The organism is uncultured Lactobacillus sp., assembly GCF_948948975.1.
GTDB lineage: Bacteria > Bacillota > Bacilli > Lactobacillales > Lactobacillaceae > Lactobacillus.
Map to the genome: position 1 here is coordinate 39039 of NZ_CARBVX010000005.1, position 14493 is coordinate 53531.

General features: G+C 35.2%; 14 protein-coding genes. 4 read left to right on the plus strand and 10 right to left on the minus strand.

What is annotated here, in order from left to right:
- The 4 genes from rsmD to typA all read right to left on the minus strand — a co-directional run bounded on the left by rsmD (nucleotide 1) and on the right by typA (nucleotide 4032).
- Complete coding sequence (gene rsmD / locus Q9R40_RS03305) at nucleotides 1-549, minus strand: 16S rRNA (guanine(966)-N(2))-methyltransferase RsmD (RefSeq protein WP_304676370.1); 549 nt, start codon at nucleotides 547-549, stop codon at nucleotides 1-3.
- Complete coding sequence (locus Q9R40_RS03310) at nucleotides 546-881, minus strand: YlbG family protein (RefSeq protein ID WP_297581028.1); 336 nt, start codon at nucleotides 879-881, stop codon at nucleotides 546-548. Before Q9R40_RS03310 ends, rsmD begins: the two co-directional genes overlap by 4 nt.
- Complete coding sequence (locus tag Q9R40_RS03315; RefSeq protein WP_297940752.1) at nucleotides 878-2062, minus strand: FtsW/RodA/SpoVE family cell cycle protein; 1185 nt, start codon at nucleotides 2060-2062, stop codon at nucleotides 878-880. The genes Q9R40_RS03310 and Q9R40_RS03315 overlap by 4 nt, the downstream gene beginning before the upstream one ends.
- Before the next feature lie 113 nt (nucleotides 2063-2175).
- The gene (typA, locus tag Q9R40_RS03320; protein WP_012846345.1) at nucleotides 2176-4032 is read right to left on the minus strand and encodes a translational GTPase TypA; all 1857 of its coding nucleotides are present in this window, start codon (nucleotides 4030-4032) and stop codon (nucleotides 2176-2178) included.
- A gap of 246 nt (nucleotides 4033-4278) precedes the next feature.
- Here typA and def point away from each other — a divergent pair, with 246 nt between their 5' ends.
- The 4 genes from def to Q9R40_RS03340 all read left to right on the plus strand — a co-directional run bounded on the left by def (nucleotide 4279) and on the right by Q9R40_RS03340 (nucleotide 7919).
- A complete protein-coding gene (gene def / locus Q9R40_RS03325; RefSeq protein ID WP_004894291.1) occupies nucleotides 4279-4833 on the plus strand; it encodes a peptide deformylase in 555 nt (184 codons plus the stop codon).
- Nucleotides 4834-5019: 186 nt separating this feature from the next.
- A complete protein-coding gene (locus Q9R40_RS03330; protein WP_004894289.1) occupies nucleotides 5020-5247 on the plus strand; it encodes a DNA-dependent RNA polymerase subunit epsilon in 228 nt (75 codons plus the stop codon).
- 5 nt (nucleotides 5248-5252) lie between these two features.
- Nucleotides 5253-6932 carry a ribonuclease J1 gene (rnjA, locus tag Q9R40_RS03335; RefSeq protein WP_023599724.1) on the plus strand — a complete coding sequence of 560 codons (1680 nt, stop codon included), beginning with the start codon at nucleotides 5253-5255 and terminating at the stop codon, nucleotides 6930-6932.
- Nucleotides 6933-6983: 51 nt separating this feature from the next.
- A complete protein-coding gene (locus tag Q9R40_RS03340; protein WP_304676371.1) occupies nucleotides 6984-7919 on the plus strand; it encodes a diacylglycerol kinase family protein in 936 nt (311 codons plus the stop codon).
- A gap of 38 nt (nucleotides 7920-7957) precedes the next feature.
- Here the strand turns inward: Q9R40_RS03340 and Q9R40_RS03345 are convergent, their stop codons facing one another.
- The 6 genes from Q9R40_RS03345 to Q9R40_RS03370 all read right to left on the minus strand — a co-directional run bounded on the left by Q9R40_RS03345 (nucleotide 7958) and on the right by Q9R40_RS03370 (nucleotide 14458).
- The gene (locus tag Q9R40_RS03345; RefSeq protein WP_304676372.1) at nucleotides 7958-10333 is read right to left on the minus strand and encodes an ATP-dependent RecD-like DNA helicase; all 2376 of its coding nucleotides are present in this window, start codon (nucleotides 10331-10333) and stop codon (nucleotides 7958-7960) included.
- A complete protein-coding gene (locus Q9R40_RS03350; protein WP_304676373.1) occupies nucleotides 10320-10964 on the minus strand; it encodes a lipopolysaccharide assembly protein LapB in 645 nt (214 codons plus the stop codon). Before Q9R40_RS03350 ends, Q9R40_RS03345 begins: the two co-directional genes overlap by 14 nt.
- Nucleotides 10957-11616, minus strand: coding sequence for a histidine phosphatase family protein (locus tag Q9R40_RS03355; protein WP_304676374.1), 660 nt, complete (start codon nucleotides 11614-11616; stop codon nucleotides 10957-10959). The genes Q9R40_RS03350 and Q9R40_RS03355 overlap by 8 nt, the downstream gene beginning before the upstream one ends.
- Nucleotides 11617-11720: 104 nt before the next feature.
- Complete coding sequence (mnmA, locus tag Q9R40_RS03360) at nucleotides 11721-12848, minus strand: tRNA 2-thiouridine(34) synthase MnmA (protein WP_297939574.1); 1128 nt, start codon at nucleotides 12846-12848, stop codon at nucleotides 11721-11723.
- 16 nt (nucleotides 12849-12864) lie between these two features.
- On the minus strand, nucleotides 12865-13200 hold the full coding sequence (locus Q9R40_RS03365) for a DUF1831 domain-containing protein (RefSeq protein ID WP_297939576.1): 336 nt from the start codon (nucleotides 13198-13200) through the stop codon (nucleotides 12865-12867).
- 103 nt (nucleotides 13201-13303) lie between these two features.
- A complete protein-coding gene (locus Q9R40_RS03370; protein ID WP_304676375.1) occupies nucleotides 13304-14458 on the minus strand; it encodes a cysteine desulfurase family protein in 1155 nt (384 codons plus the stop codon).
- Nucleotides 14459-14493: the final 35 nt, after the last annotated feature.

Sequence of the window (14493 nt, forward strand, 5' to 3'; positions counted from 1 at the left end):
TTAGTCCCTTTCGTAAACCTTTACCTTTGTGCGCCCTAACTGGTGATCTTTAATAATTGAAAAGCCGGAAACTTCTGGTAATTCATCATGTTCATCTGTTTCAGCCACAACGAGCGCATTCTCATTTAATAGATTATTCTCAAGTAGTTTAGTCATAATCTTTACAATTTTTTGTTTAGCATAAGGTGGATCAAGAAAAACAAGATCAAATTTTTTACCTTCATCCTGCAAAATTTTTATTGCACGATTATCACTACACTTTAGAACTCTAAATCTTTCCTCTTCCTTGGTGAGTTCAACATTTTTTTTGATAACCTGGCATGCTTGACCACTAATATCAACTAAAACAGCTCCATCATAGCCACGAGAAACAGCTTCAATTCCTAATGCACCACTGCCAGCATACAGATCGAGTACTTTACCACCATCAAAAAATTGCCCCAAAGAATTAAATAAAGACCCTTTTACCTTGTCACTAGTTGGTCGAGTAGCGTTACTCTTCAATGTATGTAAATTACGCTTAGCATATTTTCCTGCAATAATTCTCAAACTCGTAAATCCTCGTTTTCTTCTCGTAATTTTTCTGCTTCTTCTTTTAGTTCCCGCATCATTTTTTCTTCGTGCTCAGCAGAGAAATCAAGCTCATCGGTTTTTGATGTTTCCACAGACTGCACATAACTTTTGCTTCTTAACTCTGCAATTACCTTAGCTGCATATTGTGAACTAACATATAAAATCACATACTTATTTTTACGTGAAAAATAAATAATATTACCAAATCGACGCAACTTATATTGATCGCTAATCTGATTCAGCCAAACAATTATCTGCGTGCGGGGAGTCATTTTTTCATTTGACTCATCCTTAAAAACCAAACTCAAAGTACACTCCTACTTTCTACTAATGCTTTCTTTTCAGCAGCTGAAATATTTAAAACCAGACCTAAAGCAGCAGTTAGTACAATCATTGATGATCCCCCATAAGAAATAAATGGTAAGGTTACCCCAGTAATTGGTAACAATCCTAAAACTGCTCCTACATTAAAGAGCGTTTCTGTAAAGATCATGGTTACAACCCCGAAACAGACTAAAGCATTAAATTGTGAATCGGCATGAATTCCTACTTCCATAATGCGCCACATTAAAAAGAATAATAAGGTAATAATTACAATAGCTCCAATTACGCCTAACTCTTCGGCAGTAATAGATAAAATAAAATCAGTATATGGTTCAGGTAAGTAACCTCTCTTTTGCATACTGTTACCTAATCCAACACCAAATAAACCACCATTATGAATTGCATAATAAGAATTTACTAGCTGTGCACCACCTGTTTTTTCTAGCTTAAAAGGATGGGCAAAAGCGAGCAATCGCTGAAATTGATAGGAATCTTTGATAAATCCGGGGGTCCAAAATAATAAAATTGCCATCAATAAGACAATTCCCAGCAGTAACCCTACTAACCAATAAACGGCTAATCTAGTAGGAATTCCTGAAACACTATACATGACAAAGACTATCATAAATAGAATTGCTGAACCACCAAAATCCGGCTCTAAAATTACCAATCCTATCATCAAAAATGAAATTACAGTTGGTCCAAATAAATTATGCCAGATTTGTCCAGGAACAAACTTTCCATCTCGTCTCGACAAGACAAAAGCCAAATAAAGAACTAGAGATAATTTAGCTACCTCCACTGGCTGAATATTGATAAACCCTAAATTGATCCAACCAACCGCACCGTTAATCGCAGCTTTTCCATGACTGACAACTTTCAGAACAATTAAAAACATCAACATCAAAAATGAAATTCCTAAGTAGGACATAACAAATTTTCTATTTTTAAATACTTTTAATTTTAAAGCAAAACAGGGAATTCCAAAGGCTATAAATGCTGCCAAGAAATATATAATCTGTCTTTTCATATATACACTCGGTGAAAAACCATTTACTAATAAAATGTCCGAGCTTGCCGAATAGACCATAATAACCCCGATAGTTGACAAGACAAGATATGGGATCAAGATGCTATAGTCTAAGTATCTTAGTTTTTGTCGCACAATATATCTGCCCCCTTTAGTTAAATAATCTTTCTTATTATATCACTACCTCTGCATAACAAAAAAAGTAGCTCAATAAATTGAGCTACTTTTAAAATTAAATAAGAAACAGACTATTTGTTACGTTTCTTATCTGCCTTTTTTCTTTCGTTAGTGTTTAAGATCTTCTTACGTAAACGAATACTTTCTGGAGTTACTTCACAGTATTCATCATCATTCAAGAATTCAATGGCTTCTTCCAAAGTCATAGTCTTAGGAGTCTTAATTGAAGCTGAGTGGTCCTTACCGGCAGCACGGGTGTTAGTTAAGTTCTTACCCTTAGTTACGTTAACGGCAATATCACGTTCACGTGATGATTGACCAACAATCATACCTTCGTAAACTTCAACACCAGCACCGATGAATAATTCACCACGTTGTTCAACTGATTGAAGTGAGTAAGTAGTTGATTGACCTTGGTTGATTGAAACTAAGGCACCGTTACGACGACCTGGTTCCCAGTTCTTAACAACAGGCTTGTATGAATCAAAAGTATGGTTCATAATTCCGTAACCAGCAGTTTGAGACATGAATTCGTTGTTGTAACCAATCAAACCACGTGATGGTACTAAGAATTCAAGTCTAGTTTGGCCGTTACCAGTAGATTCCATATTCTTCATTTCACCTTTTCTTTGTGAAAGAGAGTCGATAACAGAACCTACATAAGCATCTGGAGTATCTACTTGAACTGCTTCAAATGGTTCACACATTTGTCCATCAACTTCACGGTAAATAACTTTAGGACGTGAAAGTTGTAATTCGAATCCTTCACGACGAAGTTCTTCAACTAAAATTGACAAGTGTAACTCACCACGACCAGAAACAGTCCAGGCATTTAATTGGTCAGTTGGTTCAACCTTTAAAGAAACATCAGTACGAGTTTGACGAATTAAACGGTCTTCAAGTTTCTTAGGTGTAACTTGATCACCTTCACGACCAGCAAATGGTGAATCGTTTGCAACAAAGTCCATTTGAAGAGTTGGTGGATCAATCTTAAGAAGTGGTAATGCTTCAGGCTTGTCAGCAGAAGCAATAGTTTCACCAACATAAATATCATTAATACCAGAAATAGCAATGATATCGCCGGCTTTTGCTTCTTGAATTTCGTTACGCTTCAAACCGAAGTAACCAAATAATTTAGTAACACGGAAGTTTTGAGTTGAACCATCACGTTTCATAACAGTAATGTTGTCACCAACTTTAACTTTTCCGCGGTAAATACGTCCTACACCGATACGACCTACGTAGTCATCCCAATCAAGCATAGTGATTTGGAATTGTAATGGTTCATCAGAATTATCAACTGGAGCAGGAATGTTCTTAACAATAGTATCAAAAATAGGATCCATTGTTTCTTCTTGTTTAGCTGGGTCTGATTCGTATGAAGAAGTACCGTTTAAAGCAGATGCGTAAACAACTGGGAAATCAAGTTGTTCATCACTAGCACCTAATTCGATGAATAATTCAAGAACTTCATCCAATACTTCCTTTGGACGAGCACCTGGACGGTCAATCTTATTAATAACTACGATTGGCTTAACGCCCGCTTCCAAAGCCTTCTTAAGCACAAAACGAGTTTGTGGCATAGTACCTTCGTAAGCATCAACAAGCAATAAACATCCGTCAACCATGTGCATGATACGTTCTACTTCACCACCGAAGTCAGCGTGTCCTGGTGTATCCAAGATGTTAATAGTAGTATCACCGTACTTAACAGCAGTGTTCTTAGATAAGATAGTAATACCACGTTCACGTTCAATAGCATTGGAGTCCATAGCACGATCTTCTAGATTCATGTGCTCTGGCAATGTATCTGATTGTTTTAACAATTGGTTAACCAAAGTAGTTTTACCGTGGTCAACGTGTGCGATAATGGCAATATTTCTAATATCGTCTCTTCTTTGCAAAAGAAATTCCTCCCCGAACTTCATAAAAAAACTGTGACTCCAGTCACAGCCCTTTTACGCAAAAATAATAATGCAGTTATTGAAGCTTTATATCTCTATAGTTTCGTTTTACAATTCTACTCTAAAAATATAATGGCGTCAACGGAAGTACAAGCTGTGAACTGTTTATTTTTAACAAAAATATTATACCAAAAACTTCGGTCGTTGCCGTCTTTTCTTTCAATTGTTATTATAGTTTATAGCAAATTATTTAATTAAGGAGATATAATTTTGATTTTAATGCATGATATTACGCGCGATGGCAATCCAGTTTTAAGACAAGTTGCTAAGCCTTTAACTTTTCCATTATCCGATGAATACAAAAAATTAGCTGACGACATGATGCAATACTTAATCAACTCACAAGATCCTAAGATTGCTGAAAAGCACCAATTAAGAGCTGGCGTTGGTTTGGCTGCTCCACAAGTTGGTGAAAGTGTTCAAATGGCTGCTCTTTTAGTTCCAAACGACAAAGGTGAAATCATCTTTAAGGAAGTTTTTGTTAATCCTAAAATTCTTTCTGAATCAGTTAGAAGAACTTGTCTTGCTGAAGGAGAAGGTTGTTTAAGTGTAGACAAAGACATTGAAGGATATGTTCCTCGTCCTGATAAATTAAAAATTCGTTACTACACAGTAGATGGTGAAGAAAAAACTATTCGCTTAAAAGACTATCCAGCAATTGTTGCTTCCCACGAAATTGATCACTTAAATGGTCATTTATTCTATGATCGCATCAATAAGCAAAATCCTTTTGAATTAGCAGAAGATACAATCGTAATTTCTTAAAATTAACTTTTAATTTTTCCAGTTAGGCGTTAGAGCAAGATGTTCTATCGCCTTTTTCCATACTATATATGAAGCAAATTGGTATACTTAAAAGCAAGTTTATGATAAAATTTTAATAGCTATGAATTTCTGCAAGTTTCTGCAGAAGTTTTTTTGAACGTTTTAAATATAAGGAGATTATAAGAAATGATCTACAAAGTTTTATACCAAAAAGACCAGATCGTTAATCCAAGAAGAGAAACTACTAAAACTCTTTTTTTAGAAGCAGACAATGTAGTTGCAGCAAGAACTATGGTTGAGGATAACACCCCCTATAACATTGAACTCATCCAAGAATTAACTGGAAACTCCCTTGCTTACGAAAAGCAAAGTCCAGATTTCAAACTGACAACTTTTGATTCTAAGGATAATTAACGACCTTGAAATTAAAGAATAACGAAGTCGGCGTTTACGCTATAGGGGGTCTAGGCGAAATCGGCCGTAATATGTACTGCGTTGAGTACCAAGATGAAATTATCATCATGGACTGCGGTATCAAATTCCCTGAAGATGATATGATGGGGATTAATTATGTTATCTCAGACTATTCCTACTTAGTTAAGAATAGAAAAAAAATCAAAGCATTGGTAGTTACACACGGACATGAAGACCACATCGGCGGAATTCCTTATCTTTTAAAGAAGATTCCTGAAATTCCTGTCTATGCTACTCCATTTGCTTTAGCCTTAATTCGTGGAAAACTTGATGAACATGGAATTTTAAACTCTAGTGAACTTCATGAAGAACATGAAGATACTGTTTTAAAATTTGATAAGTTATCAGTAAGTTTCTTCAGAACCACTCACTCAATTCCTGATACTCTAGGAATTGCAGTTCATACTCCTGAAGGAGCCGTTCTATTTACTGGAGACTTTAAATTCGATTTAACTCCAGTTATGAATCAACCAGCTCCTGATTTTCAAGAGATGGCTAAGCTCGGAAAAGAAGGGGTCTTAGCCCTTTTATCTGACTCTACTAATGCAGAAGTTCCTACATTTACCAAGTCAGAAAGATTCGTTGCTCACTCATTGCATGACATCATTACTGGAATTAAAGGCAGAATTATTTTTGCTACTTTTGCTTCCAACCTTTACCGTGTATCAACTGCTATCAAAGCTGCTGTTGATACCGGAAGAAAAGTAGCTATTTTTGGTCGTTCAATGGAAAATGGGGTTCAAAATGGTATTGATCTTGGCTACTTAGATATTCCTGAAGGAACCTTAGTTGATGCCAATGAAATTAATCATACTCCACCGGAAAAGGCAATGATCTTATGTACTGGTTCTCAAGGTGAACCTCTTGCTGCTCTTTCAAGAATTGCAGATGGAACTCACCGTCAGATTTCACTACAACCAGGCGATACAGTCATCTTTTCTTCTAATCCAATTCCAGGTAACACTACTAGCGTTAACCACTTAATTAATAAGTTAACTGAAGCTGGTGCGAATGTTGTTCATGGTAAGATTCACAATGTTCATACTTCTGGACACGCTGGACAAGAAGAACAAAAGATGATGATTGAGTTAACTAAACCTGAATACTTCATTCCAGTTCACGGTGAATATAGAATGCAAGTCGTTCATACTGAAACTGCTCAATCTACTGGTATGCCTAAAGATCATACTTTTGTTCTTAAAAACGGAGATGTTCTTGCTTTAACGAAAGATTCTTCTAGAATTGCTGGTCACATTAATATTCCGGATGTCTTTGTTGATACTTCTGGTAGCGATGATGTTGGTAATATCGTTGTTCGTGACCGTCAAATCTTGGCTGAAGAAGGTCTTGTAGTAGTAGTAGCAACTGTTGACTACAAACACCAACGTGTTCTTGCGGGTCCAGACATTTTGAGTCGTGGTTTTGTCTACATGCGTGAATCAACAGAATTGATTAGTCAAGCTCAGAAACATGTCTACCATGTGCTTAAGACGGAAATGGCGAAAGATCCACAACCAAAAGAAAATGAAATTAGAAAGGCAATTATTGAGAATCTTCAAGATTTCTTATATTCAAAGACTGAAAGAAGACCAATGATTCTGCCAATGCTAATTGAAAAGAAATAAAATAAGCCCCACCTCGGGGCTTATTTTTTTATATTACATGGGCAAAAAATAATGAAAAAGATTCATTTACTTGTAAATCTAAAATCAGGGAGCAACAAAGGCGAAAAGGCTCTCAAGCAAATTGAAACTGTACTTAAAGCCGAAAAAATTAACTATGATATTCATATCTCGCATTATCCGGGACAATTGGTTCCAATTGCAACCAAGATAGTCAATGAGATTAGTTCTAGAAATGAATATGTTATTGTAATCGGTGGTGATGGTTCTCTGAACCAAGCATTAAATGGTGTTAAAAATTCCGAACAGCCTAACACTCCTCTTGCCTACTTCCCAGCAGGCACTGGAAATGATTTTGCTAGAGCAGCTAAAATTGAAACAGATCCTCTAAAATTGATTAAACATCTAAAGAACAATCTAACTATTACTAAAGTAGATTGCGGAAAATACCATGATTTAATTAACGGTGAGACAAGATACTTTGTCAACAATTTAGGAATTGGTTTTGATGCTTATGTAGTTAACAAAACTAATCACTCAAAACTAAAAACTAAATTTAATAAAATCAATTTAGGTAACTTAACTTATGGGATTAATATTGTTCAAGCTCTCAAGGGACAAGATAATTTTAAAGTTAGAGTTTCAACCAATGGTCATACCTCTTACTATGAACACGCATATTTAGTGACCACCACCAACCATCCCTACTTTGGTGGTGGTGTACCCATCTTACCAATTGCTAGCATTCATAATCATCACTTAGATATTGTAATTGTAGAAAAGCCAAACTTAGTAAAATTTATTTATCTATTTTCTAAGTTGCTAATTAATGGATCACACTTGAAAAGTAACCAATTTCATTATTTTGAATCATCTGCAATTGAAGTTAAAACTGATAATCCTGAGTACGGTCAACTTGATGGAGAAGAATTATCAAAAAGAAAGTTTCATCTAAAATTTGAAGTAGATCATTTTGATCTTTTGCAATAAACGACAAATAGCCAGCTCATAATGAACTGGCTGTTTTGCTATCTTTTTTCTTCTAATTTAATATCTTCCATACCAATCATGGGATCAATCTGCCCAGAATAAATTAGCTCGGGAGTCAAAAGATAATTTTCTGGCTCAACATTTTCTTCTTTAACTTCAGCTTTAGTTTCTTCTTGCTCCGCACTTATCTTTGAAGTATCTTCAACTTCTTTAAGACCTAGTTCATGCCTAATTTTAGCTGCTAACTCAGTCTTACGGTCATTACCTGGCGTACGCAATGCCATGATATACGCCTTTTTTTCTCCTACCATAACTAAGTTTTTTTCGGCACGAGTAATGGCAGTATATAACAAATTCCGCCTCAACATCATATAATTTTGCATCGTAAGATTTAAAATTACTAACGGAAATTCTGACCCTTGGGACTTATGAATGGTAATCGCATAAGCACGTGTAATATCATTTAAGTCTTTAATACCAAATTCTATTTCACGACCGTCAAAATCAGCGATTAATATTTTGGCCTTATCATCAGGATTAAGGCCAATAATTTTACCAATTTGACCATTATAAATATCTTTTTCCGGATTATTTTGTAATTGTAAAATTCGGTCCCCGATTCTAAAACTTTCATTGTGAGCTTCAATTACTTTAGTTTTTGCTGATAGTGGGTTCATCACATCCTGCAAAATATCATTCAAGTGAGTAATTCCACCTTGACCGTTGTACATCGCTCCCAGAACTTGAACATCATCCTTTTTGAAGCCACGTTTAATAGCCAAATTTACGATTTGATCAATTGCATCACCCACTAAGCTTGGTTGACATGGAATAAAAGAGTAGTTTTTAGTTTTATTAAAAATAGTCTCCTCGGCTTCTTCATCATTAATTGCATGGGCCAACTTAATAATTGATGAATCTTCACCCTGTCTATGAATCACTTGCAACCGTGTAGTGGGAAAGGCTCCGGAGCTGATTAAATCACCGAAAACGTTACCTGCACCAACTGAAGGAAGCTGGTCTTTATCTCCAACAAAAACTATTCTCTTTGTTGAATTAATACCGGATAAAAGCTGTTTAAAGAGGAACATATCAACCATTGACATTTCATCAATTATTAAAATTTCACCATTTAATTCGTTTACATCAGTTGCATCATTTTCACCAATGCCTAACCCTAATAAGCGGTGAATAGTTTTTGCTGAAATATCTGTAACCTCGCTCATGCGCTTGGCTGCGCGCCCGGTTGGTGCAGCAAGCAAAAATGGTGGATCATCGCTATATAAAGCTGCACTTGGAATTTCCGCAAGTTCCTTTAGACACATTAAAATTCCATTAATAATTGTCGTTTTACCAGTACCAGGACCACCGGTAAGAATTGAAATTGGGTTATTTAGAGCGTTTTTAATTGCCCTTTTTTGAGTATCATCATATTCAATTTCAAGCGTTTCTTCAACATGTTTTATTGCTTTTTCAATAGCGCTATCATCAAATTCTTCTTTTTCAACTTGATTATTAACTACCTGTTTTAATTCAGTTGCTATATCAAACTCAGTTTGAAAAATTGCTTGTAAAGCTGCCTTATCACCTGAAACAACGACTTTTCCTTGCCTTTGAAGTTCGTTCACACTATTAGCTAACTCATCGTAAGATGTAGATTGAACTAAGTCGTAAGCCTGAGTTAATAATTCATCAAGTGGAACATAAGTATCTCCCAAAGTATTAAGAGCAGTCTGCAAAATACTTAGAATTGCCCCCCTAATTCTTCTAGGATCATTTAGTTCTATTCCGAGCGCGTGTCCCATATTATCCGCCGTTTTAAAGCCAAAGCCGCGAACTTCACCGAGAGCTTGATAAGGATCTTCCTCTAGTTTCTTCAAGGAATCAACATGATACACTTTATAAATATTACCAGCTACTTTTTTATTGATCCCATATCTAGCTAGTTTAATCACAATTTCTGAAAATGAATCCATCTGATTAATTCCAGATAATAAGCTATCTTTTTGCTTTTGAGTCAAATCAAGATTGTCAATCTCAGTTGGATTTGACTTAATAAGATCTAAAGCATTCGTTCCTAAACTATCAATGATCTTTTCAGCAGCCTTCTTACCAATTCCAGGAAACTTGTCAGAACTAAGGTACTTAGCTAAACTGCCCTCTTCATGGGGTAAAACTGGTTCATAAGAACTTATACGAAATTGTTTGCCAAATTTTTCGTGTACAACAATATTCCCGGTAAATTTATAAGTTGATCCAATTTGGATGTCCCCAAAATTTCCAGTTACTCGGATATTATCACGATCATAATCAGGTAATTTACTAATTAAATCTACATCAATAATCTTAAAAAGATCTTGATTATTTTCAAAAACAATTCCATTTATTCGTCCAGTAAAACTAGTTTCTGCCATTTTTACCTCTAATCAATTTTGCTACCGCATTATATTGCTTTTGTGCTTGAGCAAAATAATTGGGATCTTGACTTTTTGATAATTTAAAATATTTTTCTGCTTCATCAGGATCAGTATCAAATAAAGTTAACCCCAATAAAAAATTAACCTTTGCATTTCTTTGATCTTCTGAAATTTTATTATAAGTTTGATTTGCGGACTTAAAATCTCCCAAGCTAAGCCAAATATCACCAATCAATTCTAAAGTTCGTTCATCCTGATTCTTTAACGTTAAGGCATAGGCTAGTGCCTTTTGATATTGCCCTAATTTCATAAAGATCAAAGCTTTTTGATACATTGTCTCTTCATCATCTGCAATCGAGTTAAGCAAGGCAAGCGACTTGGCAAAATCTCCCTGTATGTAGTAGCAGACAGCAATGTTATAGGTTAGATCTTCAGGATGCTTAACCAGGCCACGAGCTTTTTCTAATAGTTCTAACGCCTGATCAGCAGCATTTTGTTCAATTAAATAAGTTGAAAGCTGCAAATAATTTTCGATATCTTTGGAATGCTTGTTTATTTTTTCAATTAGTAAATGTATAGCTTTATCTACATTGCCAGCATCATATAAGTTGGCTATTTTTTTATCCATTTTTAAATTGTATCCCTACTAGATCTAAGTAGCTTGTTTCATTCCACGCTACTTCATCAAAAGTCTTTCCATGATCTTCCGTATCAAGAATGGTAAGACTTGTATTAGTTAAGCCGCCACGCTTTCTAATATCGGCAATATCGTACCCCTCTAGCGTTCTAATCAAGGCACACAAAGCCGCTCCATGACTTACTAATAATACCTTATCATCTTTATTAGGATATCTTTTTACAATATCAGCAATCAATTTCTTCCCACGTTCTATCATATGGTCAAAATTTTCACCATGGAAAGTTGATGGATCATAACGATCAGGGAAATAACGAAATGCTTTTATTTGATCTGGATATTTACTTTCAGCATCAACAAACTTCATTCCTTCCAGATCTCCTAGATTAAACTCCTTTAAACGGTCGTCAACAATGACTGGGACAGTAATTCCCATATCATTTCTAAGCATCACTGCAGTTGTTAATGCGCGTTGTAAAGGACTAGAATAAAAGGCTCTAAACTTTGTTCCTTTTAAGTATTCAGCCAATTTTTTGATGTCTTCATAACTTTCAGGCAAAAGAGGTGAATTACCACTACCGCCTTGATAGCGTCCTTCTAAGTTCCATTTTGTTTTTCCATGTCTTACAAAATATAATTGCATAATTTGCTTATCCCTCCACTTTTATTACTATTATAAGTTTTAAGAAGAGAAAATAACAGTTTATAAAAATAAAAAAGAAGCCTCAAAAAGAGACTTCCCTTAAACTATACTAGTTGTAATTGTTTTTCGTTTTGGTAGGCACGGTCAATTGTAGCTCCACCTAGGCACTCTTCACCATTGTAGAACACAATAGCTTGTCCAGGAGTAACAGCACGTGCTGGCTCATCAAACTCAACATGAACTGTATTATCCTTTGCACGGTAATGCATAGTCACACCAACATCAGGTTGGCGGTATCTAAACTTAGCAGTACACTTCAAATCAACGTCGTGATCTGGCTGACCTGTAAAGAATGACACACCGCTTGCGTCTAGGCTAGTAGCATATAAAAGCTTGCTGTCATAACCTTGCTCAACAATTAGCTCGTTCTTCTTTAGGTCCTTGCCTACTACAAACCATGGATCAGTTGATTCCTTAGTTGAACCTAAACCAAGCCCAGATCTTTGACCAATAGTGTAGTACATTAAACCAGCGTGCTCACCAACAACTTTTCCATCTGGAGTAACCATTTTTCCTGATTGAGCTGGTAAAAATTCACTCAAGAATTTTTTAAAGTTACGTTCACCAATGAAACAAATTCCTGTCGAATCTTTCTTTTTAGCAGTTGCTAATCCTGAAGCAATAGCAATTTCACGTACTTGTGGCTTAGTTAAATTAGCAAGTGGAAAAATTACTTTCTTTAATTGATCTTGTGAAAGTTGGCTTAAAAAGTAAGTTTGATCCTTATTGCCATCCTTAGGTCGCATCATATGAACAACACCATTATCATCAATGCGAGTTGCTGCATAGTGCCCCATTGCAATATAATCCGCATCTAAATCCATGGCGAAATCTAAGAAAGATTTAAATTTTATTTCTTTATTACACATTACATCAGGATTTGGAGTTCTGCCTTTTTTATATTCATCTAAGAAATATTCAAATACACGCTCCCAATAATCCTTTTCAAAGTTAATAGAATAGTAAGGAATACCGATTTCATCGGCAACTTTTTTTACATCTTCGTAATCCTCAGTTGCCGTACAGACTCCGGAATCATCAGTATCATCCCAATTCTTCATGAAGACGCCGACAACATCAAAGCCTTGTTGTTTGAGCAAAAGTGCAGAAACTGAAGAATCAACTCCACCACTCATACCAACAACGACTCTAATTTTGCTGTTATCTACCATTTATCTTTTTCTCCTTTTAGCAAGGTGCAATAATTTGGCGATCTTCAAGATCCTTTAAAATGAAGTTAAGCAATTCAACCATTGGTGCTAGTTGTTTATTCTTAAAAATATTAACCTTTTGCAAACCATTAGTATCTGTAACTACCATTGTTAAATGATCTAAATCTTCATTAATTGTTAGCTTTAATTGACAGGTTGCATTATAAGGAGATTCATTGTATAAGGGATGTTTATACAAAAAATTTCCTCTTTTAGTTTTTGTAAAACCTGCATCAATCAATGCATAACGTTTAATTTCAGGATTAATCGTAAACTTACGATTATCGCCATTAATAATTACTGTATTTGCCATAAAAATATCACTCTCAATATTATTATCTTATTTTTTGTAAGTGTCAAGTGTATGATTTTACTATTATTATACCCTAAGACAATTTCTACAAAAGATAATTTTACTATTTAACTAGACGCTTGCACATCTTAACTAAATCTGCTGCAAATTTTTGAATTTCTTCTTCAGTATTAAATCTACCAAAGCTAACTCTAATTGATTCCGCAATTCTTGGTGAGTCCTCACCATACATTGCCTGTAAAACATGTGAAGGAGTAAGTGAACCTGCTGTACATGCAGAGCCACCAGAAACAGCGTATCCATCTAAGTCTAAGTTAGTTAAAGCAGAGTAAGTACCTACACCTTTTAGCCATAAGTTCAAAACATGGTGAGATACTTCACCTTCTAGAGTTCCATTGACTTCATAATCAATTTGATTTTTATCAAGTTCATCCAGAATTATTTTTTGAAACTTTTGATATTTCTCTTGTAACTCTTGCTTGTTCATCTTATTTAATTCTTGAGCAGCTATACCAAAACCTGCAATACCGGGTACATTTTCCGTTCCTGGCCGACGTTTAGTTTCTTGTTCACCACCTAAAAGTAGATTACTTACTTTTAAGCCATCTTTTTCATAAAGAAAACCTAAAAACTTTGGTCCATTAACTTTATGAGCAGAAGTTGATAATAAATCGATGTTCATTTCTTTAACATCAATTTCAATATTCCCAAATCCTTGCACGTCGTCTACATGAAAATAAGCATTAGAATCTTTTACTAAGTCACCAATCTCTTTTAAAGGCATGATTGATCCGACTTCATTATTAACTGCCATAATAGAAACTAAGATTGTATCTGGTGTCAGTTCTCTCTTCAAGTCGTCCAAATTAACATGGCCGGTTTTATCAACATTAAGATATACGATTTCGTATCCTTCTTGAGCTAAGCGTTTCATCGGATTTAAGACAGAAGGATGTTCAATTTTAGTAGTAATAATCTTTTTGCCAATATTTTTTCTAGACCGAACTGTGCCAAAAATAGCAGTATTATTGCTTTCAGAGCCACCACTAGTAAAAATTATTTCCTTATCTTGGGCATTGATGGTTTCTGCTAGTTGATGACGAGCTGTCTCCACTACATGACGAGCCTTACGCCCAAATGCATGTTGACTAGAAGCGTTGCCAAAATCATCAGCCATTTCGCTACTAATTTTTTCAATAACTTTTGGATCCATTGGCGTAGTAGCTGCATTATCTAAGTATACATTTTTCCTAGTCATATTATCTTATAACCTCTTTACTTTCCTTACATTTC

What these genes read in the sequence shown, in the direction of transcription:
- Q9R40_RS03355 (WP_304676374.1), bottom strand. Translation starts at nt 11,616, where the DNA reads ATGCAATTATATTTTGTAAGACATGGAAAAACAAAATGGAACTTAGAA.
- Q9R40_RS03350 (WP_304676373.1), bottom strand. Translation starts at nt 10,964, where the DNA reads ATGGATAAAAAAATAGCCAACTTATATGATGCTGGCAATGTAGATAAA.
- mnmA (WP_297939574.1), bottom strand. Translation starts at nt 12,848, where the DNA reads ATGGTAGATAACAGCAAAATTAGAGTCGTTGTTGGTATGAGTGGTGGA.
- Q9R40_RS03370 (WP_304676375.1), bottom strand. Translation starts at nt 14,458, where the DNA reads ATGACTAGGAAAAATGTATACTTAGATAATGCAGCTACTACGCCAATG.
- Q9R40_RS03365 (WP_297939576.1), bottom strand. Translation starts at nt 13,200, where the DNA reads ATGGCAAATACAGTAATTATTAATGGCGATAATCGTAAGTTTACGATT.
- Q9R40_RS03340 (WP_304676371.1), top strand. Translation starts at nt 6,984, where the DNA reads ATGAAAAAGATTCATTTACTTGTAAATCTAAAATCAGGGAGCAACAAA.
- Q9R40_RS03345 (WP_304676372.1), bottom strand. Translation starts at nt 10,333, where the DNA reads ATGGCAGAAACTAGTTTTACTGGACGAATAAATGGAATTGTTTTTGAA.
- Q9R40_RS03330 (WP_004894289.1), top strand. Translation starts at nt 5,020, where the DNA reads ATGATCTACAAAGTTTTATACCAAAAAGACCAGATCGTTAATCCAAGA.
- typA (WP_012846345.1), bottom strand. Translation starts at nt 4,032, where the DNA reads ATGAAGTTCGGGGAGGAATTTCTTTTGCAAAGAAGAGACGATATTAGA.